Consider the following 23,351-nt stretch of genomic DNA (forward strand, 5'->3'; position numbering starts at 1 on the left):
GCTCCCCTCCCCTCCCCCGTCTTCGCTCCCTCTCCGAAAGGCACACGCCGCCATGATGCTCCGCAATGCCGCTGGGCGCCGCGCCGTCGCGACCGCCGCCACCGCCGTCTCCCTCGCCCTCGCTCTCACCGCGTGTTCCGGCACCACGAAGGACAGCGCGGAGAGCGGGAGCGCGAAGGCCGGCAGCTCCGCGAAGGCCGACCCGGACGCGCCGCTGAAGAAGGGCCTGAAGCTCGCCTTCCTGCCCAAGCAGATCAACAACCCGTACGAGAAGATCGTCGACGAGGCGGGCATCGCGGCGGCGAAGGAGTACGGCGGCACGGGCAAGGAGGTCGGCCCGTCCGACGCCAACGCATCCTCGCAGGTCAGCTACATCAACACGCTGATCCAGCAGCGCCAGGACGCGATCCTGATCGCTGCGAACGACCCGAACGCGGTGTGCGGCCCGCTCAAGCAGGCCATGAAGAAGGACATCAAGGTCGTCGCGTACGACTCCGACACCGCGAAGGACTGCCGCCAGCTCTTCATCAACCAGGCCGGCTCCGAGGAGATCGGCCGCAGTCTGGTGCAGCACCTCGGCGAGCAGATCGGCCACAAGGGCAAGATCGCGATCCTGTCGGCCACGCAGAACGCGACGAACCAGAACACCTGGATCGAGTTCATGAAGGAGGAGCTGAAGCTCCCGGAGTACAAGGACATGGAGCTGGTGAAGGTCGCGTACGGCGACGACGCGGACCAGAAGTCCTTCCAGCAGACGCAGGGCCTCATGCAGGCCTACCCGGACCTCAAGGGCATCATCTCGCCCACGACGGTGGGCATCGCGGCTGCGGCGCGCTATCTGAGCGACTCCTCGTACAAGGGCAAGGTCGTGCTCAACGGGCTCGGCACGCCGAACCAGATGCGCAAGTACGTCAAGGACGGCACCGTCGAGCAGTTCTCGCTCTGGAACCCGCAGGAGCTCGGCTACCTCGGCTCGTACGCGGCCGCCGCGCTGGCTTCGGGGCAGATCACCGGTGCGGAGGGCGAGAAGTTCAAGGCGGGCAAGCTCGGTGAGTACACGATCGGCAAGGACGGCGAGGTCATCCTCGGCGAGCCGACCGTCTTCGACTCCAAGAACATCGACTCGTTCAACTTCTGACCGGAGGGCCCGGCTCCATGCAGCGCGTCTGCTTTCTGCTGAAGGTCCGTGAGGACCGCAAGGACGAGTACCGCGAGCGCCATGCCGCGGTGTGGCCGGACATGCTCGCCGCACTGTCGGAGGCGGGCTGGCACAACTACTCGCTGTTCCTCCGCGAGGACGGCCTGCTGGTCGGCTACCTGGAGACGGAGGACTTCGACGCGGCCCGGGAGGCGATGGCGGCGACGGAGGTCAACGCGCGGTGGCAGCGGGAGATGGGCGAGTTCTTCGAGCAGCCGGAGGCCGCGGACGAGGTGATGGTCCCGCTGACCGAGGTGTTCCACCTGGCTTAGCGGGTCTCCGCCCCGGCGGACGCGGGCGGCCGGGGCGGACGGCGTTCAGGAGGCGGCGAGAGAGCCAGTATCTCCAAGATGGCTGTTCGACGTGTTCTGTCAGCCGCCACCGACAGGACGGGCCCGGCGGGGGCGACACCCCGCCGGGCCCGGGAGTCCGTGTCAGCCGAGCTCGCCTTCGCCGTCGTCGCCCGGCGGTTCCTCCCCACCGCCGTTCCTGATCCGGTCGGCCCGCTCGATCGCCGTGGCGAGCTTCTCCACCGAGCTGTCCTCGGTGGTGGAGGCCAGCTTCCTTGCCCGCTCGGCGAGTTCGCCGAGTGCGGGCGCTCCCGGCAGGTCGCCGCCGCGCAGCGTGTCCGCGAAGTACGCGGCCACCGCGGTCACCTGGAGCCGTGCCGTGGCGCCGTCCCAGAGCTTCCCGCCGATCGCACCGGTCGCCACCGCCCCGGTCTCCTCGTGCGCCTTCCGTGTCTTCGGGTCCAGCCAGCGCACGGTCGCCGTCGCCACATGGCCGGAGGCGCCCTCACGGAGGCGTACGGCGTAGAGCGCGGTCACCGTGTGGCCGGGGCCCACCTCGCCGCCGTCGACGCTGTCGTCCCGGAAGTCGTCGTCGGCGACCTTGCGGTTCTCGTAGCCGATCAGCCGGAACTGCTGGACGGTTTCGCGGTCGAAGGCCACCTGGGCCTTGGCGTCACGGGCCCGGAGTTCGACGTGGGCGGGGAGCTGGTCGACGAAGACCTTCCTGGCCTGGGTCTCGTCCGCGATATAGGTGGTGTTGCCGTCGCCCTTGTTGGTGAGGCGTTCCATCAGCTCGTCGCCGTAGTCGCTGCCGACCCCGACGCCGAACAGGGTGATGCCGTACTCCTCACGTGCGCCCCCGATGCGTTCCAGGATCGCGTCGGCGTCCGTCTCCCCGGTGTTGGCGAGCGCGTCGGAGAGCAGGACGACGCGGTTGGTGGCGCCCTTGCGGTGGCCCTCGACCGCCTCCTCGTAGCCCCGCTCGACACCGGCTGCCACGTTCGTCGAGTCGGCGGGCTCCATCCCCTCGATGGCGTCCCTGACCTCGGTGCGGTTGCCCTGGAGCCGGGTCATCGGGAGCCGGGTCTCGGCCTCGTCGCTGAATGTGACCAGGGATACGGAGTCGTCGTCGCGCAGTTCGTCGGCGAGGATGCCCAGCGAGGTCTTCGCCAGGTCGAGGCGTCCGGGCTCGGACATCGACCCGGAGATGTCGACGACGAAGGTCAGTGCGGCCGGCGGGCGTTCGCCTGCGTCCTGGGCGGCCTTCGTGGCCAGCCCGACCCGCAGGAGCGACCAGTCGGCGGCATCGGACCGGGCGCCGTCGACGCTGACCGCGAAGCCGTTGCCCTCCGGCCGCTCGTAGCCCTGGCGGAAGCTGTTGACGAACTCCTCCGGACGCACCGTGCCGGCGGCCGGCAGCTGCCCGTCGCCCAGGGTGCGGCGCGCGTATCCGTAGCTGGCGGTGTCCACGTCGAGGGCGAAGGTCGAGAGGTAGTCGGGCGCCACGCTCTCCCGGCTGCCGCTGTCCTTCGCCGCCCCGTCCGCTTCCTCCGTCCGCTCCGGCGCGGCGTACGGGGGCTGTTTGCCCCCGGCCGGCCCGCCACCGGTGCTGCGGTCGGCGGACGACTTGGCGCCGTCCGGACCCGAAGCGCTGCAACCGGTGATCAGGACCGCGCCCAGGAACAGGGCCAGCGCTCCCCTGTACGTCCTTGACCTGTGTGCCATCGGTACCCCCCACGTCGTCGGCATCTGTTCATGTGACGTGCGGGGCGGCCCGGCGGAGTCGTCGGAAGCGTTGCGGAACGGTCTCGATGACGCAACGACCGGGCCCGGTCCGGCAGGACATCGGTTTCAGGACACGATGTCCTTACGGCTGAACCCCCGGAAGGCGAGAGCGAACAGGATCAGGGCATAGGTCACCGATACGGCCGCGCCCTTCACCATCCCGCCCCATTCGAGGTCGGGCTGGAGCGCGTCCGCCCATGCGAACTGCCAGTGTGCGGGCAGGAATTCGCGCCACGTCCCGAGTGCGGTGACCGCGTCGAGGACATTGCCGACGATGGTCAGCCCCACGGCGCCGCCCACCGCGCCGAGCGGCGCGTCCGTCTTCGTCGAGAGCCAGAACGCCAGCCCGGCGGTGACGAGTTGGGAGACGAAGACGAAGGCCACGACGAGCGCGAGGCGCGGCACGGTGTCCGAGCTGGTGAGCGCGCCCCCGGTCGGCAGCTTGAGCGGCCCCCAGCCGTACGCGAGGGCTCCCGCGCCCAGCGCGACGAGCGGCAGCAGCACCATGGCGGCGAGGCTGAAGCCGAGCGCCACGACGAGCTTGCTCCACAGCAGCCGGGCCCGTGGCACGGGCGCCGCGAGCAGGTAGCGCAGCGAGGACCAGCTGGCCTCGGAGGCCACGGTGTCGCCGCAGAACAGGGCGACCGGCACCACGAGCAGGAAGCCGGCCGAGACGAAGAGGCAGGTCGCCGCGAAGTTCGCCGCGGACTCCGTCGCGACGTCCATGAGGTTGATCCGCGAGCCGCCTCCCCCGCCACCCTGCTCATGGGCGGGGTGCCCCCGACCGCGAAGGCGATGATCAGGATGAACGGCAGGGCCGCGAGCACCCCGCCCATGAGCAGGGTGCGGCGCCTGCGCAGCTGCCTCATCGCCTCCACACGAAGCGGCAGGGTGCGGCGGGCGTGGTATCCGGGGGCTTCGGCAAGGGCCTGGATCTCTGTTGCGGAGCTCATGCGGATCCTTGGGAGATGAGGGTGAGGAAGGCGTCCTCCAGGCGGCGGTGCGGCCCGACGCCCGTCACCGGCACGTCGAGACGGACCAGGTCCGAGACGAGTTGCGCGGCTGTGGCGCCGTCGAGACGGACCAGCAGTCCGTGTCCGTCGTCCAGGCGGACGGCGGAGCCGATGCCGGGGAGAGCTGCGACCTTCTCCGCGAGGGGTTCGGCCACCTCGGCGTCCGTGGTGACGAGCAGCATGTCGCCGGAGCCGGTGATCTCGGCGACCGGACCGGCCTGGACGAGCTGTCCCCGGTCCATGACGACCAGGTGGGTGCAGGACTGTTCGACCTCGGAGAGGAGGTGGCTGGAGACGATCACGGTCCTGCCCCCGGCCGCGTACCGGATCATCACGTCCCGCATCTCGCGGATCTGGGGCGGGTCGAGACCGTTGGTCGGTTCGTCGAGGATGAGGAGGTCCGGCATGCCGAGCATGGCCTGGGCGATGGCGAGGCGCTGCCGCATCCCCTGGGAGTAGGTGCGTACGGCGCGGGCCAGGGCGTCGCCGAGTCCGGCGATCTCCAGGGCCTCGTCGATGTGGGCGTCCTCGGTGGGCCGCCCGGTCGCCTGCCAGTACAGCTCCAGGTTGGAGCGGCCCGACAGGTGCGGGAGGAAGCCGGCGCCTTCGACGAAGGACCCCACCCGGGACAGCACGGGCGCTCCGGGACGGATCGCGTGCCCGAAGACCCGGATCTCTCCGGCGTCGGGGGTGATGAGCCCCATCAGCATGCGCAGGGTGGTGGTCTTGCCCGCGCCGTTCGGCCCGAGGAGTCCGAGGACCTGCCCCTTCTCGACCCGGAAGCCCAGGTCGCGCACGGCGTACCGGTCGCTGGACCTGGCGTACTTCTTGGACAGGCCGGTGATCTGCAGCGGTACACCGGTCAGCGCCGGATCGGGCGCTGGGGTCGCCGTACGCCGGCGCGCGGTGAGCAGGAGGGCGGCGGCGATGACCACGGCGGCCGCGGGGAGTCCCCAGGTCCACCAGGGCATGGTGGCCGCGGCGGTCTTCACGGCAGGCGCCGTGGGCACCGTCAGCGCCCCGTCGTCGAGGGACACGGTGTAGGTCGCGGGCTCGGCGGGTGAGGCGTAGGCGAGGTCCGTCGCGGAGAGGACGAGACGGAGCCGGTGCCCCGCCTCGACCTCGTGGTCGACGGCGGGCAGGGTCAGCTCGACGGGCTTCCCCTGCTCCGCCGGGGTGAACCGGTAGGGGGAGACGAGCTGGGAGGGCAGCACCTGCTGCTTCCCGTCCGGCGAGACGTCGTAGACCTTGCCGAAGAGCACCGCGTCGCCCTGGTCCGCCTTCACGTTCACGCGGACCGTGGGCGATCCGGTGACGTGTACGGCGCTGTCCAGCGGGGCGGACTCGAAGCGCGCGTACTGCCCGGGGAAGTCGAGGGAGAGCCCGACGCCGAGCGAGGACAGCTGGGAAAGCCCGCCCCCGATGCCGGGGACGGCGGAGATGGACGGCGGGTTGGCCCCGGCGGGGTTGCGGAAGGTCTGGGTCTCCCCGCCGGCGGGGGCGTTCCGCCCTCCTCCGGCCGAGGCGCCCTGGCCTTCGTCCGTCCCGGGCTGCTGCCCGCCGCCCGTCATCGTGCCGCCCTGTCCGCCGTCGTCCGGGCGCTGCTGCCCGGCACCGGTCAGGGTGATCTTCCGCCCGCCGCTGGTCAGTCCCGGGTAGGTGGCGCTGCTCGCGCCGCGCTTGAGGGCGGCGCCGTCGGTGGAGTCGACGCCTCCGGTCCGGGTCACCCGGAAGCCCGGCCCGGTGTCGGCGCCCTTGTCCTCCTTGAGGTACCGGTCGAACCAGTCACCGATCCGGCTCTCGACGCGGTCGCCCTCGTCGTCCCCTCCGTCGTGCCCGCCCGCGATCCAGTCGACGGACACGGGTGCGCCGTTGGCCTTGACGGCCTTGGCCATGGCGTCGGCGTGGCCGAGCGGGAAGAGCGAGTCGCTCTGGCCCTGGAGGATCAACGCGGGTACGTCGATCCGGTCGGCCACGGCCTCGGGGGAACGCTCGTCGAGCAGTTCACGCGCGGCGGCGTCCGGCTTGCCGCTGACCGCGACCCGCTCGTACATCTCGCACAGCTGCTTCTGGAACCTCTCGCAGCCACCGCCCGAGCTGACGAAGATCCCGGACCAGAGCTTCTTGAACACCCCGTCCGGGAAGAGCGCGTCGGAGAGGTTCCAGTAGCTGATCACCGGGGCGATGGCGTCGACCCGATCGTCGTGCCCGGCGGCGAGCAGCGACACGGCGCCGCCGTACGAGGCGCCGGTGACACCGACGCGCGGGTCTCCCTTCGCGTCGAGCTCCACCTCGGGGCGGTCCGCGAGCCAGTCGATCAGCCCGGACACGTCCTTCACTTCGCCGTCGGGGGCGTTGAGCGTGATCTCCCCGGTCGTCTTCCCGAATCCGCGCGCGGACCAGGTCATCACGGCGTATCCGTCGGCGGCCAGCTTCTCGGCCTGGGCGCGCACGTCGTTCTTGCTGCCGCCGAAACCGTGCCCGATGAGGACGGCCGGCCGGGGCTCGGTGCCTCCGGACGTGAAGTACGAGGTGTCGACCGACACCCCGTTCATCTTCATCATCCGGTCCTGCCGGTGCACGGGCGGCGCGCTGTCGTCGGCGGTAGCGGTCCAGGTACCGGCACCCGCGAGCACGGCGAGGACGGCGACGACCGCGGCCCACCGGCCTCGGGTACGGGGCAGCCGGTGCCGCCACCGGGAAGTCGGGTTCTCCATGACTCGACCCTAAACGGAGCGGTCCGCCGGCCGGAGTGCCCCCGGGGTGAGGTGCACAGCATCCCTGGGAGGTACGGTCGGCCCTCCCCGTACTCCGCCTGCGGTACACCGCCGTCACGAAAGGGCCTTTACGTGGACATCCGCATCCGCCCCGCCGCCACCGCCTCGGAGCTGCTCGCCGCCGCCCACCTCTACGACGCCGAGCCCCGCCCCGAGTGGGCGGACCGCTTCCTCGCGGCCGGCGGCCATCTGATGCTGATCGCGTACGCGGGGGACTTCCCGGCCGGGTTCGTGTCGGGCGTCGAGATGCTGCACCCGGACAAGGGTACGGAGATGTGCCTGTACGAACTCGGCGTCGACGAGCGGTACCGCCGCCGGGGCATCGGGCGGGCGCTGACGGAGGCCCTGGCAGCCGAGGCCCGGGAGCGCGGCTGTTACGACATGTGGGTCGGGGTGGAGCGCGACAACGAGGCGGCACTCGCCACGTACCGCTCGGCGGGTGCGGCGGACGACGGGGTGTTCGCCATGCTGACCTGGGAGTTCGGCGCCGAGCACTGAACGGCGGGCAGGCGGGTCGGCTGCACCCGGCCCGCCGGCTCGCGTGGCGCGGCCGGTGTGATCCGGTCCATCGACAGGTCCAGCACCACGGAGGCCGCGATGCTTGCCTGCCGACCGTCCCGCGCCGTGACCGGGGCCGTCGGGCGGGTCCGGGTGCTCATCCACCGGCCGCGACGGGGAGTGGCGCACCAAGTCCCGCAAGCGGAGTCTCCGCCGGGAGCAGCCGGGCCGCCTCGTCCGGATGACCCGCCCTGACGAGACCGTGGATCTCGTGGGCGAGCGGCGTGACGTCGGTGACGGAGACCAGCCACTCGTCCGCGTAACGACGTGCCGCCTCACCGCTCAGTCCGAGCTGGAGGGAGCGGTACGGCAGAGGGTTCAGGCTGAGATCGCGCTCCGGATCCCACTGGACACGGCTGGGGCTGCGGCGCAGGCTGTTCCGCCAGGCGGCACGGTCGGGGTGTACGCCCCTTGCGTAATGGGAGAGTTCGGCGTTCTCCAGCGCCCACGCGAAGCCCTCGCGGCTGATCTCGACGGCGAGCACGGTCTCCTGTCCCTCCTTCGTGCCCCATCCGCAGCGGTACATCATCCACAGGAAGCTCGGCTTGATCCAGGTCATGCGGTCGCGCTTCCAGGCTGACGGGAAGCGCCCGTCACGGGCGGCGGGCAGGCCGATGGACGGCTGGTACGCCTGGTAGACGGTGACCGTGGTGGCGGTGTGCTGGGCGCGGATCTCGTGCTGCGGTGTGGAGCGGATCTCGTGCTGCGGTGTGGACATGACCCCAGGATGGCCGGGGCGGTGTGCCTCCTGCCACGGAATTTCGGGAGCTACGGGCGCCTCTTCGGCACCGGGCGCACTGCCGGCCAGCGGTCGAGGGCGGCACGGCGCAGGGCCGCCGCCAGTGCGCCGAGGTGCGGCAGGTCCGAGTGGTCCGCGGTCATGTCGGCGACCACGCCGAGCCGGTGCACGAGGCGCCGGCGGGCGGTCGCCGTGCCCCAGGTCCAGTCCTCGTCCGGGAGGCGGGCCAGGTGGTCGGTGGTGCCTCGCTGGGCCCGCTGGACCAGGGCGTCGCCCCGGATCAGCCAGCCCGCGCAGGCGTCGGCGAGGCCGGTGTCCGGCAGCGCTGTGCCGGTCTCGGTGTGCCAGGCCGTGCGGTAGGTGGCCTCCGCCCGCTCCAGCAGGGGCCCGGACGCCCTCGTGACGCACCAGCAGGTCGGGAAACCGATGCGGAGGTAGGCGAGTTCCATCAGGCCGCTGCCCAGGGACGCCTGCTCGAAGTCGATGAACCTGACCCCGTCCGGGGTGTGCAGGTCGTTGCCGGGGCACGGGTCGCCGTGGAGGAGCGCGGTCCCTTCCGTCCGGCCGAGACGCTCCACGAGGGCGTGGAGCTCGTCCCGTACGCCCGATGGCGCGACGACCCCGAGGGTCTCGGCCAGGGTGAGGAACGACGTGACGTCGGCACCGGTCGGCCCCTGCCAGCGGGGCAGGACTCCCGCGTCGCCGGGACGGGCGGTGCTGTGCAGCCGCGCGAGGGCGGCGGCGTAGTCGACGATCCAGTCGGCGGGCGGCCGCCGGTCGTCGAGGTCCTCGATGACCAGGACCCGCTCGGCCGGATCGGTGCCGAGGAGCGCGGGCACGACCGGGGTGCCGGATGCCCGGGCGCCGATGCGCAGGGCGGCCACTTCACGGGCGTACCGCTCGTCGGCCCCGGGGCCTGCCACCAGGTGTTTCAGCACGGCCGGGCGCCCGGCCAGCTCGATGCGCCAGACCTGTGAACGGGGGCTGCTCTCCAGGACGCGGGGGTACGCGGGCGGGCCCAGACGGGCTGTCAGGATCTCGCCGAACGGAAGCCGCGACGCCGTCTCCATGCGGTCGGTCCTCCATTCGGCGAGCGTCCGTGTCCGGCGTGTCAGTGGTTGCGGGGGAAGCCGAGGTCCACGCCCGCCGGGGCGTCTGCCGGGTCGGGCCAGCGGGTGGTGACGACCTTGCCGCGGGTGTAGAAGTGCACGCCGTCGTTGCCGTAGACGTGGTGGTCGCCGAAGAGGGAGTCCTTCCAGCCGCCGAAGGAGTGGTAGCCCACGGGTACCGGGATCGGGACGTTGACGCCGACCATTCCGGCCTCGATCTCCAGCTGGAAGCGGCGGGCCGCGCCGCCGTCGCGGGTGAAGATCGCGGTGCCGTTGCCGAAGGGCGAGGCGTTCATGAGGGCGACGCCGTCCTCGTACGTGTCGACGCGAAGGACGCACAGGACCGGGCCGAAGATCTCGTCGCGGTAGGCGTCGGAGTCGGTGGAGACGTTGTCCAGGAGGGACAGGCCGATCCAGTGGCCGTCCTCGAAGCCCTCGACCGTGTGGCCGGTTCCGTCGAGTACGACGTCGGCGCCCTGCGCGGCGGCGCCGGTGACGTAGGAGGCGACCTTGTCGCGGTGGGCGGCGGTGATCAGCGGGCCCATCTCGGAGGCGGGGTCCGTGCCGGGACCGATCGTGATCTTCTCGGCGCGCTCGCGGATCTTCGCGACCAGCTCGTCCGCGACGGAACTCACCGCGACGACCGCTGAGATGGCCATGCAGCGCTCGCCGGCGGAGCCGTAGGCGGCCGAGACCGCGGCGTCGGCGGCGGCGTCCAGGTCGGCGTCCGGGAGGACCAGCATGTGGTTCTTCGCGCCGCCGAGTGCCTGCACGCGCTTGCCGTTGGCGGAGGCTGTGGCGTGGATGTAGCGGGCGATGGGGGTGGAGCCCACGAAGGAGACGGCGGCGACGTCGGGGTGGGCGAGGAGCCCGTCCACGGCGACCTTGTCACCGTGCAGGACGTTCAGCACGCCGTCGGGCAGCCCCGCCTCGGCTGCCAGCTCGGCCAGCAGGTTGGCGGCCGACGGGTCCTTCTCGCTGGGCTTCAAAACGAAGGTGTTACCGCAGGCGATGGCCAGCGGGAACATCCACATCGGCACCATGGCGGGGAAGTTGAACGGCGTGATGCCGGCGACGACGCCGAGCGGCTGCCGGATCGAGGACACGTCGACCCGGCTGGATACCTCGGTCGACAGCTCGCCCTTGAGCTGTGTGGTGATGCCGCAGGCCAGCTCGACGATCTCCAGGCCGCGGGCGACCTCGCCCAGAGCGTCGGAGTGCACCTTGCCGTGCTCCGCGGTGATCAGCGCGGCGATCTCGTCGCGGTGGGCGTCGAGCAGGGCGCGGTAGCGGAAGAGGACGGCGGTGCGGGCGGAGAGCGAGGAGGTGCCCCAGGTCTCGTACGCCGTCCTCGCGGCGGAGACCGCGGCGTCGACCTCCTCGGTGGAGGCGAGCGCCACCCGGGTCGTGACGGCACCGGTCGCCGGGTCGGTGACCGGACCGTGGTTGCCCGACGTGCCCTCGACGGTCTTGCCACCGATCCAGTGGTTGACGGTCTTCATGACGGGTCTCCTTCACAGGTGGCGGCGTCGGGCTGCGATCTGCCGGTCGTACTCTTTCCTGGCCTCGACCGCCGGCGGGCGGGTCGCGGCTTCGGCTACGGGAACATCCCACCACGCCTGCGCCGGAGGGGGCCCCGACACTGTGTCTGGCGTTTCGGTCTCGACGTAGACACAAGTAGGACGGTCCGCGCCGCGCGCCTCGGCGAGGGCCAGGCGCAGCTCACCCACCGTCCCGGCGCGCAGCACCCGCATGCCGAGGGAGGCCGCGTTGGCGGCGAGGTCGACGGGCAGCGGGGGGCCGGTGAACGAGCCGTCGGCGGTGCGGTGCCGGTAGGCGGTGCCGAAGCGTTCGGCGCCGACCGATTCGGAGAGGCCGCCGATGGACGCGTACCCGTGGTTCTGCAGGATGACGAGCTTGACGGGCAGGCCCTCCTGTACGGCGGTGACGATCTCGGTGGGATTCATCAGGTACGTGCCGTCTCCGACCAGGGCCCACACGGGGCGGTCCGGTGCCGCGAGCTGGACCCCGAGGGCGGCGGGGATCTCGTATCCCATGCAGGAGTAGCCGTATTCGACGTGGTACTGGCGCGGGGAGCGGGTCCGCCACAGCTTGTGGAGGTCGCCGGGGAGGGAGCCCGCCGCGTTGATCAGGATGTCGTCCTCGGTGACCAGCTCGTCCAGCAGCCCGAGGACCTGGGCCTGGGTGGGGCGGGCGTCCGGATCGGCGGTGGCGCAGGCGGCGTCGACGCGCTGCTCCCAGCGGTCCTTGGCGTCGGTGTACGCGCTCTCGTATCCGGGGTCGACGCGGTGTCCGAGTGCGCCGAGGGCCTCGCCGAGTGCTCCGATCGCGGTGCGCGCGTCCGCGACCAGGGGGAGGGCGGAGAGCTTGTGGGCGTCGAATCCGGTGATGTTGAGGTTGAGGAAACGGACGGCTGGGTCGGCGAAGAGGGTGCCGGAGGCGGTCGTGAAGTCGGTGTAGCGGGTGCCGATTCCGATGACCAGGTCGGCCTCGCGGGCCAGCGCGTCGGCCGTGGCGGTGCCGGTGTGGCCGATGCCGCCCACGTCGGCGGGGTGGTCGTGGCGCAGGGACCCCTTGCCGGCCTGGGTGGAGGCGACGGGGATGCGGGTGGCGGCGGCGAACGCGGCGAGAGCCTCCTCTGCGGCGCTGTGGTGGACGCCTCCGCCCGCGACGATCAGCGGACGGCGTGCGCTGCGCACCGCGCGGACGGCCTGTTCGAGTTCGTGCCGGTCGGGGGCGGGCCTGCGTACGTTCCAGACGCGCGTCGCGAAGAACTCCGCCGGCCAGTCGTACGCCTCGGCCTGCACGTCCTGCGGCAGCGCGAGCGTGACGGCTCCGGTGTCCGCCGGGTCGGCGAGGGTGCGCATGGCCTGCAGGGCGGCCGGGATCAGTGCCTCGGGGCGGGTGATCCGGTCGAAGTAGCGGGAGACGGGGCGCAGGCAGTCGTTGACCGACACGTCGCCCGCGTGGGGCACTTCGAGCTGCTGGAGCACGGGATCGGCGGGGCGGGTCGCGAAGGTGTCGCCGGGCAGGAGCAGCACGGGGAGGTGGTTGACGGTCGCGAGCGCCGCACCGGTGACGAGGTTGGTGGCGCCGGGGCCGATGGACGTGGTGACGGCGTGGGCGGAGAGCCGGCCCGACTGGCGGGCGTATCCCACGGCGGCGTGCACCATGGCCTGTTCGCTGCGTCCCTGGAGGTACGGCATCGCGGGGCCGGCCTCGACGAGTGCCTGTCCGATGCCCGCGACGTTGCCGTGGCCGAAGATGCCCCAGGTGGCGTTGATCAGACGGTGACGCCGGCCGTCGCGCTCGGTGTACTGGCGGGCGAGGAAGGCGATGAGGGCCTGGGCGGTGGTGAGCCTGCGGGTGGGCGCGGCCTGGCCGGTGGTGCGGCGTGGTGTGGTCACCGGGCGGCCTCCGGGCCGTGGAGGGGGAGTCGGGGGTCGGCGGGCTGCCCGGGCCAGGTGTCACGGATCCAGCGGTGGTCCGGGTGGTCGCGGATGAGCCACTCGCGCTGCTCGCCCGGGCCGGCCATGACGTTCAGGTAGTACAGGGTGCGGCCGGGCGGGGCGATGGACGGGCCGTGCCAGCCGTCGGGGATGAGGACGGCGTCCCCCGTGGCGACCTCGGCGAGTACGTCCGTGCCGCCGGGGCGGGACGGGGACACCCGGTGGTAGCCGAGGCCGCCGTCCTCGACCTCGAAGTAGTAGATCTCCTCGAGCACGGACTCGGTGCCGGGGTGGTGCTCGTCGTGCTTGTGCGGCGGGTACGAGGACCAGTTGCCGCCGGGGGTGAGGACCTCGACGGCGATGAGCCGGTCGCAGTCGAAGGTGTCGGCCGCGGCGAAGTTGTTCACCTGGCGCGAGCAGGCGCCGGCGCCGCGGAGTTCGACCGGTACCTCCGGCGCGGGGCCGTAGCGAGCGGGGAGTGGGCGCTCGCACTTCGCTCCTGCCAGGGCGAAGCGGCCTCCTGCGCCGGAGGCGATCTGGGCGGTGATGTCGCGTGGGACATAGGCGAAATCGGTCACCGCGCTGAACACGTCTTCCCTGCCCAGCAGTTCGAAGATCTCACCTGCTGCACGCACCGTACAGCCACCGGACAACGGCAGGATGATCCATTCACTTTCCCCGGTTACGAGGGTATGAACACCTCCTGGCCGAAGCTCCAGGACGCGCAGGCCCGACCGCTCCCATCCGGCCCGCTCCGGGCCGATGTCGAGGGCGTAGGGGCCGCGCGCGGCCTCGCCTGCCCTGAGGTGGTACTTCTGCTGCTCGTCGCTCGTCGTCATGGTCGATCCCTACCCGTCGTGCCGCTCGTTCACAGGAGCCCCACGGCCGTGTCGACCGCGGCGGCCACGTCGCCGTCGGCGGGGTAGAGCAGCGACCGCCCCACCACCAGCCCCTTGACGGTCGGCAGCCGCAGCGCGCCGCGCCATCTCTCGTACGTCGCGTCGGGGTCGCCCGCCACCTCGCCGCCGAGCAGGACGGAGGGGAGGGTCGAGGCCCGCATCACCCGCTCCATGTCGTCGGGGTTCTCGGTGACGGGAACCTTGAGCCAGGTGTACGCGGACGTCCCGCCCAGGCCCGAGGCGATGGCGATGGACGTCGTGACGGCGGCGGCGCCCAGGTCGGTGCGGATGCCCTCGGGAGTGCGCCGGCAGAGGAACGGCTCGATGAACACGGGCAGCCGGTGGGCGGCCATGGCGTTCACGGTGCGGGCGGCGGTGTGCAGGGTGTCCAGGGAGCCGGGGTCGTCGTGGTCGATCCGCAGCAGCAGCTTGCCCGCGTCGAAGCCCTGCTGGGAGAGGTCGACCGGACGGTGTCCGGTGAAGCGGTCGTCGAGCTCGAAGGAGGCTCCCGCGAGCCCGCCGCGGTTCATGGAGCCGATGACGACCTTGTCCTCCAGCGCGCCGAGGAGCAGCAGGTCCTCCAGGACGTCGGCGCCCGCGAGCACCCCGTCGACGCCCGGACGGGACAGCGCCGTGCGGAGGCGTTCGAGCAGGACGAACCGGTCGGCCATGGCCAGGTCGTCGTCACCTACGGCCAGCGCGCCGCGGGCCGGATGGTCCGCCGCGATGATCATCAGACGTCCGGTGGGGCCGACGAGGGGCCGCCTGCGGCGGGCGGCGGCCGCCTCGGCGACGGCCTCGGGCCGGTGGGCGCGGAGCCGGACGAGGTCGGCGACGCCGGCCGCGGCGGGCGGGGTCACGGGGTGGGGCCCGTGGCTGCGCCGGCCACGCCGTCGCCCGTGGCTGCGCCGGCCACGCCGTCGGCGAGGGCCTGCTCGACCTCGTGCGGGTACGGCATCGCGGACGAACAGGCGAGGCGGGAGGCGACGATGGCCCCGGCCGCGTTGGCGTAGCGCATGACGCGTTCGGTGTCCCAGCCGGCGAGGAGCCCGTGGCAGAGGGCGCCGCCGAAGGCGTCCCCGGCGCCCAGTCCGTTGACGACGTCGACGGGCAGGGGCGGGATCTCGGCGGTGGTGCCGTCGCGGTGGACGGCCAGGACGCCCGCCGGTCCCTGTTTGACGACGGCGAGTTCGGGACCGGCTGCGAGCAGGGCGCGGGCGGCGGCGTGGGGTTCGCGCTCCCCCGTGGCGACCTCGCACTCGTCGAGGTTGCCGACGGCCACCGTGGCATGGGCGAGCGCCTCGCGGTAGTGGGCGCGGGCGGATCCGCCGTCGCCCGCCTCCCCGCCCCAGAACATGGGGCGCCAGTCGAGGTCGAAGACGGTCACGCGCGGGGTGCCGGGCGAGTCGGGTGCCTGCGCGGCGCTGCGGGCCCGGAGCGCGGTGAGGGTCGCGGCGCGGCTGGGTTCGGCGCACAGGCCGGTGCCGGTCATCCAGAAGACCCGGGCGGCCCGCACCGCGTCCAGGTCGAGCTCCCCGCCGCGGATCTCCAGGTCGGGTGCCTTGGGCTGTCGGTAGAAGTAGAGCGGGAAGTGGTCCGGCGGGAAGATCTCGCAGAAGGTGACCGGGGTCGGGAACTCCGCCACGGCGCTCACCCACCGGTCGTCCACCCCGAACTCCCCCAGCGCCTGGTGGAGGTAGTCGCCGAAGGCGTCCTGGCCGGTCCGGGTGATCACAGCCGTGCGGCGTCCCAGCCGGGCGGCGGCCACCGCCACGTTGGACGGTGAACCGCCGAGGAACTTGCCGAAGGTCTCCACCCGGGCCAGCGGTACGCCGGTCTGCAGCGGGTAGATGTCCACCCCGATCCGCCCCATGGTGATCACGTCGTACGGCTCAGACATACGCATCCCTTCGACCCGGCGCTCCGGCCCGGCCCGTGGTCCCGCAGGTCGTCCCGGCCCGTCGTCCCGGTGGCAGGCCACGGCCCGGACCGCTCCCAGGTCTAGCCCCCGCCCGGACCCCTGTCAACACTTTGTCCGGACATTCGGACGAACTCTTGACACTCCCTTCCGAGCGCTGGAGGGTGGGCGATATGACCTCCTCCGTGCCCTCCCCGGCCCGCATCCGCATCGGTTCGGCACCCGATTCGTGGGGGGTGTGGTTCCCCGACGACCCGCAGCAGGTGCCCTGGGAGCGATTCCTCGACGAGGTCTCAGAGGCGGGCTACGAGTGGATCGAGCTCGGCCCGTACGGCTATCTGCCGACCGATCCCGCCCGGCTCGCGGACGAGACCTCCCGCCGGAACCTCGCGGTCTCCGCGGGCACCGTCTTCACCGGATTGCACCACGGGCCGGCGGTCTGGGACCGGACCTGGGAGCATGTCGCCGGCATCGCGGCACTCACCCGGGCGATGGGCGCCGGACACCTGGTGGTCATCCCGTCGTTCTGGCGGGACGACAGGACGGGCGAGGTGCTGGAGGACCGCACGCTCACCGCCGCGCAGTGGCGTGAGCTGACCACACAGACGGAACGACTGGCCCACGAGGTCCAGGACCGCTACGGGCTGCGCATCGTGGTGCACCCGCACGCCGACACGCACATCGACAGCGAGGAGAACGTCAACCGTTTCCTCGACGCCACCGACCCCGGCCTGGTCTCCCTGTGCCTCGACACCGGCCACTACGCGTACTGCGGCGGGGACAGCGTGAAGCTCATCAGGACCTACGGCGAGCGGCTCGGCTATCTGCACCTCAAGCAGGTCGACCCCGAGGTGCTCGCCGACGTCGTGGCGAACGAGGTGCCGTTCGGTCCGGCCGTGGCACGCGGCGTGATGTGCGAGCCGCCGGGCGGGGTGCCCGCACTGGAACCCGTACTGGACGCGGCGCGCGCCCTGGGCACCGACCTGTTCGCGATCGTCGAGCAGGACATGTATCCCTGCCCGCCCGAGAAGCCGCTGCCCATCGCGCGGCGCACCCGCGAGTTCCTCCGCATCTGCGGGCCCGCGCGGCCTTCCTCCTGAGCCGCACGGCCCCCTCGCACCACAGCTGTCACCTCCCTGTCACGTTTGTCCGCGTTCCGCTGAGCCCGTGTCACGGGCTCGCGACGCACGCTGCCCGGCCCGGCCCCCTGTCGTTCACCGGGGCAGAGGCGCACGGACGTGCGGAGAGACGTACAGAGAGGTGCCGTACATGACGGACAGGACGCTCTGGTCGTACAAGGACATCGCGGCACACATCCAGGTCCAGCCGGAGACGATCCGTTCCTACCGCAAGCACGGGCTTCTGCCGCCTCCCGACGACGTACGGCACGGAAGGCCCTACTGGTATGTCGACACCGTCCTCGCGTGGATCGCGTCCCGGCCCAGCAACAGGGGCCGTTGAGCCGGACAGCACGACCGTTCAGGCGGCCTTCGCCGGTTCGATGATCGTGACGCCCGCCCCGGGCGCGGTGCCCATCGCGGCGAGGGCCGCCGGGGCGGCGTCCAGGGCGATGGTGGAGGTCACCAGCAGATCCGGCCGCAGGGTGCCGGCCCGGACCATGTCCATCATCGGCGGGTAGTCGTGGGCGGCCATCCCGTGGCTGCCGAGGATCTCCAGCTCCAGCCCGATCACCCGCGCCATGGGCACGACGGGGTCTCCGGCCGCCGACGGCAGCAGCCCGACCTGCACATGACGGCCCTGGCGGCGCAGGCTCCGCACCGAGGCGGCGCAGGTGACCGGGGAGCCCAGCGCGTCGAGCGACAGATGCGCGCCCCCGCCGGTCAGTTCGCGTACGGCCTCGTCCGCACCGGCAGGGTGCGCGGAGGCGTCCACGCAGGCGGACGCGCCGAACGCCCGTGCCAGCTCCAGCGCCCGCTGCGACACGTCGACCGCGACGACCCTGGCTCCGCACGCCACCGCGATCATCACGGCCGACAGCCCGACCCCGCCGCAGCCGTGCACGGCGACCCACTCCCCCGGCGCCACCCGCCCCTGGCCGGCAACGGCCCGGAACGCCGTGGCGAACCGGCATCCGAGTCCGGCCGCCGTGGCCGAGGACAGCCCTTCCGGCACGGCGACGAGATTGACGTCGGCCTGCTCCAGCGCCACGTACTCGGCGAAGGAGCCCCAGTGTGTGAAGCCCGGCTGGGTCTGCCGTTCACAGACCTGCTGGGCGCCCGCGGCGCAGGCGGAGCACCGGCCGCAGGCACAGACGAAGGGCACGGTGACCCGGTCACCGGCGTGCCAGTTGTGCACGCCGGAGCCCACTTCCTCGACCACACCCGCCAGCTCGTGCCCGGGTACGTGCGGCAGGACGATGTCCGGGTCGTGGCCCATCCAGCCGTGCCAGTCGCTCCGGCACAGCCCCGTGGCCTCGACCCGGACCACGACTCCCCCGGCCGAGGGGGCGGGATCCGGAAGATCCCGGACCCTGGCCTCCTGCCCGAACTCCTCGAACACCACTGCCCGCATCGGCCCCGCCTCCCGTGGTCCGGTTCGCGCCCGGCCCGTCGATCCGGCGAATCTACGCTCCGGCGGTGATCCTGTCCCGCCCCCATCGGCGTGCGACCCGCGCGATGGAGTGACGGCAGAGAAACAGTTAATACCCCCTAGGGGTATAGTGGGTAGCGGCGGGCAGGCGCACCGGGCTCCCCAGTAACCTCTTGTGCCACAACCGCCGCATCTGTACGCGTCTGTGAAGAGGAGAACGCCATGACCGTCGAGACCGACACGCCCCGGACCTCCGGCTCCTGCTGCTCGTCCACCGGCTCCTGCGACGACGGGGCGGCCAGCGCCCGGGCCGGCGGCGTCACCACGGTGTACGAGGTGAAGGGCATGACCTGCGGCCACTGCGAAGGGGCGGTCTCCGAGGAGGTCTCCGGCATCGAGGGGGTCACCTCCGTCAAGGCGGAGGCCGCCACCGGCCGGGTGACCGTCGACTCCGCGGCACCGCTGACCGACGACGCCGTGCGCGCCGCCGTCGACGAGGCGGGCTACGAGCTCGTGGGCCGCGTCTGACGAGCCGCCCCGGTGCCCGGTCGGGCCGGTTCCGCCATCGGGGAGGCGGATACTGAGGCGGAACCGGCCCGACTGCCCGACCCAGGAGTCCGCACACATGGCCAGCACCACGGCAGCCGAGGCCCCGGCGCCGGAGACCTCCGACGCCGAGCTCGCCATCGGCGGAATGACCTGCGCCTCGTGCGCGGCCCGCGTCGAGAAGAAGCTCAACCGGATGGACGGCGTCACAGCCACCGTCAACTACGCGACCGAGAAGGCCCGCGTGTCCTACGGCGCCGGGACGACGCTCGACGACCTGGTCGCGACCGTCGAGAGGACCGGCTACACGGCGCGGCACGTCATCCGCCCGGTACCCGCGCCGCACCGACGGCGGTCCGAGCAAGCCCTCGCGCCCCGTGCCGGGTCCCCGGACCGGGGCGGCGGAGCCGATGACCCCCGCGATGCCGCAGGGCGCGCGGCGGAAGACCCCGGCCACGCCACCGGACCCACGCCCGAGGACCCCCGCCACGCCGCCGGACCCACGGGTGACGGCCCCCACGACACGGCCGAGCGTGCGGCCGATGACGCCCTCTCCGCGCTCCGGCAGCGACTGCGGGTCTCGGCGGTCCTGGCCGTACCGGTCGTCCTGATGGCGATGATCCCCGCCCTCCAGTTCGACAACTGGCAGTGGCTCTCCCTCACCCTCGCCTCCCCCGTCGTCATCTGGGGCGGCCTGCCCTTCCACCGCGCCACGTGGGCGAACCTGAGGCACGGCGCCGCGACGATGGACACCCTGGTGTCGATCGGCACGCTCGCGGCCTTCGGCTGGTCGCTGTGGGCCCTGTTCCTCGGCGACGCGGGCATGCCCCGGATGCGGCACGGCTTCGACGTCACAGCCTCCGGGTCCGACCCCTCCTCCGCCGTCTACCTGGAGGTCGCGGCAGGAGTCGTCGGCTTCATCCTGCTCGGCCGCTACCTGGAGGCCCGGTCTAAGCGCAAGGCCGGCTCCGCCCTGCGTGCGCTGCTCCACCTCGGCGCGAAGGACGTCACGGTCCTCCGCACGGATGCGGGAACCGCGGCAGGAGCGGGACAGCAGCACGGCCCCACGGAAGTACGCGTCCCCGTCGGCCGGCTCCTCGTCGGGGACCGCTTCGTCGTGCGGCCCGGTGAGAAGATCGCCACGGACGGCACCGTCGTCGAGGGCTCATCGGCCGTCGACGTCTCCATGCTCACCGGGGAGTCGCTTCCGGTGGATGCCGCGCCGGGAGACCCCGTGACCGGTGCCACCCTCAACATGTCCGGACGGCTGGTCGTCGAGGCCACCCGCGTCGGGGCCGACACCCAGCTGGCCCGGATGTCCAGGCTCGTCGAGGACGCACAGAGCGGCAAGGCCGCCGCACAGAGGCTCGCGGACCGGATCTCCGCGGTCTTCGTGCCCGTGGTGCTGCTGATCGCGCTGGGGACACTGGTCGTCCAGCTGCTCGCCACCGACGACATCACCGCCTCGTTCACCGCCGCCGTCGCCGTGCTGATCATCGCCTGCCCCTGCGCGCTGGGTCTCGCCACACCCACGGCCCTCATGGCCGGCACCGGGCGCGGCGCACAGCTCGGCATCCTCATCAAGGGCCCCGAAGTCCTGGAGACCGCCCGGCGGATCGACACGGTCGTCCTCGACAAGACCGGCACGGTCACCACCGGCCGCATGGCCCTCGGACGCGCCCACACCGCGCCCGGCACGGCCGAGGCGGACGTACTGCGCCTCGCGGGGGCCCTCGAACACGCCTCCGGGCACCCCGTGGCCCGCGCGGTGGCCGCCGGGGCTGCTGCCCGCACCGGCGCCGCCCTGCCCGCACCGTCGGACTTCACCGACGTCCCCGGCCTCGGAGTGCGCGGCACCGTCGAGGGTCACCACGTGCTGGCCGGGCAGCCGCGGCTCCTCGCCGATGCCCGGATCACGCTCCCGCCCTCCCTTGCCGGAGCCCTGGAGCGGGCGGCGGGCCAGGGGCGTACGACCGTCGCCGTGGCCTGGGACGGGGAGGCGAGGGGCGTGCTGGAGGTCTCGGACACGGTGAAGGAGACGAGTGCGGAGGCCGTAGCGGAGCTCCGCGCGCTGGGTCTCGACCCGATTCTGCTGACCGGCGACAACCGGGCCGCGGCGGAGGCCGTGGCCCGCGAGGTCGGTATCGACACGGTCCACGCGGAGGTCCTTCCGCAGGACAAGGCCGAGGTCGTACGGCGCCTTCAGGCCGAGGGCCGGTCCGTCGCGATGGTCGGCGACGGCGTCAACGACGCGGCCGCACTCGCCGTGGCCGATCTGGGCCTGTCGATGGGGACCGGCGCCGACGCGGCGATCGAGGCGGCCGACCTCACGCTGGTTCGTGGAGATCTCAAGGTTGCCCCTGCCGCCATCCGCCTGTCGAGGCGTACTCTGTGCACCATCAGAAGCAACCTCTTCTGGGCCTTCGGCTACAACGTGGCCGCCCTGCCTCTCGCTGCGTTCGGGCTGCTCAGCCCCATGATCGCGGGTGCGGCAATGGCGTTCTCGTCGGTCTTCGTCGTCACGAACAGTCTGAGGTTGCGCTCCTTCACATAATTTCTACAAAGAGACTTAGATCACACCGATTCGAGGGTAACCATCTGATGAGTTGGTGAGTCTAAGAGTGCGATGCCATGGATGTCTTGGGGGACGTCCGATGGAGTGTCTTGGGGGACGCTCCTGGCACACGCAGGCCGGGGCACGTGCACCGGGGAGCTTGAGCGGCCCTCCCGTACGTACCCCGGCAGTCGCACAGCAGGACCGAACCGAATAGGCACCACCTGAATAACAACGGGAGTTCAGGCTCCCTGCAGACGCCCGGCCGGATCCCGTGGGGGGAATCCGCTCCGGGATATGGGAAACGCCCTGTCCGTCGACCCGTGGGGGGATCGACGGCGGGGCGTTTCTCGCGTGCGCCCACCCGCCACACCGGGCCGGCCGCACGGCAGGCGCCGCACGGCACACGGCCTTCCGGGAACGGGGCCCGGAACGCCGAATCGCCCCGGACACCGCGCTCTGAATGTACGAGCGCGGTACGCGGGGCGAAGGATGCCCGGCCGGAGCGGCCGGGGTGCAGCAGCGGTACTAAGGGCTTCAGCGGCCCTCGACCGGGACGAAGTCGCGCAGGACCTCGCCGGTGTAAATCTGGCGCGGGCGGCCGATGCGGGATCCCGGCTCCTTGATCATCTCGTGCCACTGGGCGATCCAGCCGGGGAGCCGGCCGAGCGCGAACAGCACGGTGAACATCTCGGTCGGGAAGCCCATGGCGCGGTAGATCAGGCCCGTGTAGAAGTCCACGTTGGGGTAGAGGTTGCGCGAGACGAAGTACTCGTCGGAGAGCGCGTGCTCCTCCAGCTTGAGCGCGATGTCGAGCAGCTCGTCGGACTTGCCGAGCGAGGACAGCACGTCGTGGGCGGCAGCCTTGATGATCTTGGCGCGCGGGTCGAACGACTTGTACACCCGGTGGCCGAAGCCCATCAGGCGGACGCCGTCCTCCTTGTTCTTCACCTTCTGGATGAAGCTGTCGACGTCGCCGCCGTTGGCCTGGATGCCCTCGAGCATCTCCAGCACCGACTGGTTGGCGCCACCGTGCAGCGGTCCCCACAGCGCCGAGATGCCGGCGGAGATCGAGGCGAACATGTTCGCCTGCGAGGAACCGACCAGGCGCACGGTGGAGGTCGAACAGTTCTGCTCGTGGTCCGCGTGCAGGATGAGCAGCTTCTCCAGCGCCGAGACGACGACCGGGTCCGGCACGTACTCCTGGGCGGGCACGGAGAAGGTCATGCGCAGGAAGTTCTCGACGTAGCCGAGGTCGTTGCGCGGGTAGACGAACGGGTGACCGATCGACTTCTTGTACGCGTACGCCGCGATCGTCGGGAGCTTGGCCAGCAGCCGGATCGTCGAGAGGTGACGCTGCTCCTCGTCGAACGGATTGTGGCTGTCCTGGTAGAACGTGGACAGCGCGCTGACGACCGAGGACAGCATGGCCATCGGGTGGGCGTCGCGCGGGAAGCCGTCGAAGAAGCGCTTGACGTCCTCGTGCAGCAGCGTGTGCTGGGTGATCTCGTTCTTGAAGGCCGACAGTTCGTCGGCCTTCGGAAGGTCACCGTTGATCAGCGTGTACGCGACCTCGAGGAACGTCGAGCTCTCGGCGAGCTGCTCGATCGGGTATCCGCGGTACCGCAGGATGCCCTGCTCGCCGTCGAGGTAGGTGATGGCGGATTTGTACGCGGCCGTGTTGCCGTATCCGCTGTCCAGCGTGACCAGGCCCGTATTGGCCCGGAGCTTCCCGATATCGAAGCCCTTGTCGCCGACGGTGCTGTCGATCACCGGGTAGGTGTACTCGTCATCGCCGTACCGCAGTACTACAGCGTTGTTGGTGTGCTCGCTCACGTCATCCCTCACCGACGTAGTGCCTCTTCTTCGAGGTGCCCTGACTGTCTCCACCCTCCCCCATTTGGCTCAGGAGAGTGCACTCGGGGTCGTCCATTGGACCTACTGG

General features: G+C 71.7%; 18 protein-coding genes and 1 pseudogene. 7 read left to right on the plus strand and 12 right to left on the minus strand.

The annotated features are described in order from the left end of the window. Positions 1-52 precede the first annotated feature (52 nt). Positions 53-1,138: a rhamnose ABC transporter substrate-binding protein gene (gene rhaS, locus BFF76_RS14100; RefSeq protein ID WP_031092087.1), complete on the plus strand. Its 1,086-nt coding sequence runs from the start codon at positions 53-55 to the stop codon at positions 1,136-1,138. A gap of 17 nt (positions 1,139-1,155) precedes the next feature. Next, positions 1,156-1,470 carry an L-rhamnose mutarotase gene (locus BFF76_RS14105; RefSeq protein WP_065848341.1) on the plus strand — a complete coding sequence of 105 codons (315 nt, stop codon included), beginning with the start codon at positions 1,156-1,158 and terminating at the stop codon, positions 1,468-1,470. Between the two features lie 162 nt (positions 1,471-1,632). Here BFF76_RS14105 and BFF76_RS14110 read toward each other — a convergent pair whose 3' ends face one another. The 3 genes and pseudogenes from BFF76_RS14110 to BFF76_RS14120 form a co-directional block, all read right to left on the minus strand. Next, a complete protein-coding gene (locus BFF76_RS14110) occupies positions 1,633-3,213 on the minus strand; it encodes a vWA domain-containing protein (RefSeq protein WP_065848342.1) in 1,581 nt (526 codons plus the stop codon). A 126-nt stretch (positions 3,214-3,339) separates the two neighbouring features. Then, positions 3,340-4,226: pseudogene (locus BFF76_RS14115) on the minus strand (ABC transporter permease). Continuing rightward, entirely contained in the window at positions 4,223-7,003 is a 2,781-nt protein-coding gene (locus tag BFF76_RS14120; RefSeq protein WP_065848343.1) for an alpha/beta fold hydrolase, read from the minus strand. Before BFF76_RS14120 ends, BFF76_RS14115 begins: the two are co-directional and overlap by 4 nt. 138 nt (positions 7,004-7,141) lie before the next feature. Between BFF76_RS14120 and BFF76_RS14125 the strand changes: the two genes are divergently transcribed. Continuing rightward, on the plus strand, positions 7,142-7,561 hold the full coding sequence (locus tag BFF76_RS14125; RefSeq protein WP_053928707.1) for a GNAT family N-acetyltransferase: 420 nt from the start codon (positions 7,142-7,144) through the stop codon (positions 7,559-7,561). Positions 7,562-7,718: 157 nt separating this feature from the next. Here the strand turns inward: BFF76_RS14125 and BFF76_RS14130 are convergent, their stop codons facing one another. The 7 genes from BFF76_RS14130 to iolC are packed head-to-tail and all read right to left on the minus strand — an operon-like array spanning position 7,719 to position 15,738. Next, the gene (locus tag BFF76_RS14130) at positions 7,719-8,339 is read right to left on the minus strand and encodes a DUF4291 domain-containing protein (protein WP_065848344.1); all 621 of its coding nucleotides are present in this window, start codon (positions 8,337-8,339) and stop codon (positions 7,719-7,721) included. Between the two features lie 50 nt (positions 8,340-8,389). After that, positions 8,390-9,430: an aminoglycoside phosphotransferase family protein gene (locus BFF76_RS14135; RefSeq protein WP_065848345.1), complete on the minus strand. Its 1,041-nt coding sequence runs from the start codon at positions 9,428-9,430 to the stop codon at positions 8,390-8,392. A gap of 41 nt (positions 9,431-9,471) precedes the next feature. Continuing rightward, entirely contained in the window at positions 9,472-10,971 is a 1,500-nt protein-coding gene (gene mmsA / locus BFF76_RS14140; protein ID WP_031092112.1) for a CoA-acylating methylmalonate-semialdehyde dehydrogenase, read from the minus strand. A gap of 12 nt (positions 10,972-10,983) precedes the next feature. After that, positions 10,984-12,897 (minus strand): 3D-(3,5/4)-trihydroxycyclohexane-1,2-dione acylhydrolase (decyclizing), encoded by a 1,914-nt coding sequence (gene iolD / locus BFF76_RS14145; RefSeq protein WP_065848346.1) that lies wholly within the window; start codon positions 12,895-12,897, stop codon positions 10,984-10,986. Next, positions 12,894-13,778 (minus strand): 5-deoxy-glucuronate isomerase, encoded by an 885-nt coding sequence (gene iolB, locus BFF76_RS14150; protein WP_031092118.1) that lies wholly within the window; start codon positions 13,776-13,778, stop codon positions 12,894-12,896. The genes iolD and iolB overlap by 4 nt, the downstream gene beginning before the upstream one ends. 29 nt (positions 13,779-13,807) lie before the next feature. Continuing rightward, positions 13,808-14,698 carry a Cgl0159 family (beta/alpha)8-fold protein gene (locus BFF76_RS14155; protein ID WP_053928626.1) on the minus strand — a complete coding sequence of 297 codons (891 nt, stop codon included), beginning with the start codon at positions 14,696-14,698 and terminating at the stop codon, positions 13,808-13,810. After that, on the minus strand, positions 14,695-15,738 hold the full coding sequence (gene iolC / locus BFF76_RS14160) for a 5-dehydro-2-deoxygluconokinase (RefSeq protein WP_053928627.1): 1,044 nt from the start codon (positions 15,736-15,738) through the stop codon (positions 14,695-14,697). Before iolC ends, BFF76_RS14155 begins: the two co-directional genes overlap by 4 nt. A 191-nt stretch (positions 15,739-15,929) precedes the next feature. Here iolC and BFF76_RS14165 point away from each other — a divergent pair, with 191 nt between their 5' ends. Next, the gene (locus BFF76_RS14165; RefSeq protein ID WP_065848347.1) at positions 15,930-16,856 is read left to right on the plus strand and encodes a sugar phosphate isomerase/epimerase family protein; all 927 of its coding nucleotides are present in this window, start codon (positions 15,930-15,932) and stop codon (positions 16,854-16,856) included. A gap of 169 nt (positions 16,857-17,025) precedes the next feature. After that, on the plus strand, positions 17,026-17,217 hold the full coding sequence (locus tag BFF76_RS14170) for a helix-turn-helix transcriptional regulator (protein ID WP_031092125.1): 192 nt from the start codon (positions 17,026-17,028) through the stop codon (positions 17,215-17,217). Positions 17,218-17,235: 18 nt separating this feature from the next. Here the strand turns inward: BFF76_RS14170 and BFF76_RS14175 are convergent, their stop codons facing one another. Next, complete coding sequence (locus BFF76_RS14175; RefSeq protein ID WP_031092127.1) at positions 17,236-18,288, minus strand: zinc-dependent alcohol dehydrogenase family protein; 1,053 nt, start codon at positions 18,286-18,288, stop codon at positions 17,236-17,238. A 240-nt stretch (positions 18,289-18,528) separates the two neighbouring features. On the opposite strand from BFF76_RS14175, the gene BFF76_RS14180 reads away from it, so the two are divergent. Together BFF76_RS14180 and BFF76_RS14185 are read left to right on the plus strand one after the other, a co-directional pair. Next, positions 18,529-18,834: a heavy-metal-associated domain-containing protein gene (locus BFF76_RS14180; RefSeq protein ID WP_065848348.1), complete on the plus strand. Its 306-nt coding sequence runs from the start codon at positions 18,529-18,531 to the stop codon at positions 18,832-18,834. A gap of 97 nt (positions 18,835-18,931) precedes the next feature. Then, a complete protein-coding gene (locus tag BFF76_RS14185; RefSeq protein WP_065848349.1) occupies positions 18,932-21,406 on the plus strand; it encodes a heavy metal translocating P-type ATPase in 2,475 nt (824 codons plus the stop codon). A gap of 537 nt (positions 21,407-21,943) precedes the next feature. Here BFF76_RS14185 and BFF76_RS14190 read toward each other — a convergent pair. Beyond that, complete coding sequence (locus BFF76_RS14190; protein WP_031092133.1) at positions 21,944-23,242, minus strand: citrate synthase; 1,299 nt, start codon at positions 23,240-23,242, stop codon at positions 21,944-21,946. Between the last annotated feature and the right edge of the window lie 109 nt (positions 23,243-23,351).

This window comes from Streptomyces mutomycini (assembly GCF_001700505.1).
GTDB lineage: Bacteria > Actinomycetota > Actinomycetes > Streptomycetales > Streptomycetaceae > Streptomyces > Streptomyces mutomycini.

Bases quoted from the DNA above. Each gene is read 5' to 3' on its own strand.
- rhaS (WP_031092087.1), top strand. From the start codon at position 53: ATGATGCTCCGCAATGCCGCTGGGCGCCGCGCCGTCGCGACCGCCGCC.
- BFF76_RS14105 (WP_065848341.1), top strand. From the start codon at position 1,156: ATGCAGCGCGTCTGCTTTCTGCTGAAGGTCCGTGAGGACCGCAAGGAC.
- BFF76_RS14110 (WP_065848342.1), bottom strand. From the start codon at position 3,213: ATGGCACACAGGTCAAGGACGTACAGGGGAGCGCTGGCCCTGTTCCTG.
- BFF76_RS14120 (WP_065848343.1), bottom strand. From the start codon at position 7,003: ATGGAGAACCCGACTTCCCGGTGGCGGCACCGGCTGCCCCGTACCCGA.
- BFF76_RS14130 (WP_065848344.1), bottom strand. From the start codon at position 8,339: ATGTCCACACCGCAGCACGAGATCCGCTCCACACCGCAGCACGAGATC.
- BFF76_RS14135 (WP_065848345.1), bottom strand. From the start codon at position 9,430: ATGGAGACGGCGTCGCGGCTTCCGTTCGGCGAGATCCTGACAGCCCGT.
- mmsA (WP_031092112.1), bottom strand. From the start codon at position 10,971: ATGAAGACCGTCAACCACTGGATCGGTGGCAAGACCGTCGAGGGCACG.
- iolB (WP_031092118.1), bottom strand. From the start codon at position 13,778: ATGACGACGAGCGACGAGCAGCAGAAGTACCACCTCAGGGCAGGCGAG.
- iolC (WP_053928627.1), bottom strand. From the start codon at position 15,738: ATGTCTGAGCCGTACGACGTGATCACCATGGGGCGGATCGGGGTGGAC.
- BFF76_RS14165 (WP_065848347.1), top strand. From the start codon at position 15,930: ATGACCTCCTCCGTGCCCTCCCCGGCCCGCATCCGCATCGGTTCGGCA.
- BFF76_RS14170 (WP_031092125.1), top strand. From the start codon at position 17,026: ATGACGGACAGGACGCTCTGGTCGTACAAGGACATCGCGGCACACATC.
- BFF76_RS14175 (WP_031092127.1), bottom strand. From the start codon at position 18,288: ATGCGGGCAGTGGTGTTCGAGGAGTTCGGGCAGGAGGCCAGGGTCCGG.
- BFF76_RS14180 (WP_065848348.1), top strand. From the start codon at position 18,529: ATGACCGTCGAGACCGACACGCCCCGGACCTCCGGCTCCTGCTGCTCG.
- BFF76_RS14185 (WP_065848349.1), top strand. From the start codon at position 18,932: ATGGCCAGCACCACGGCAGCCGAGGCCCCGGCGCCGGAGACCTCCGAC.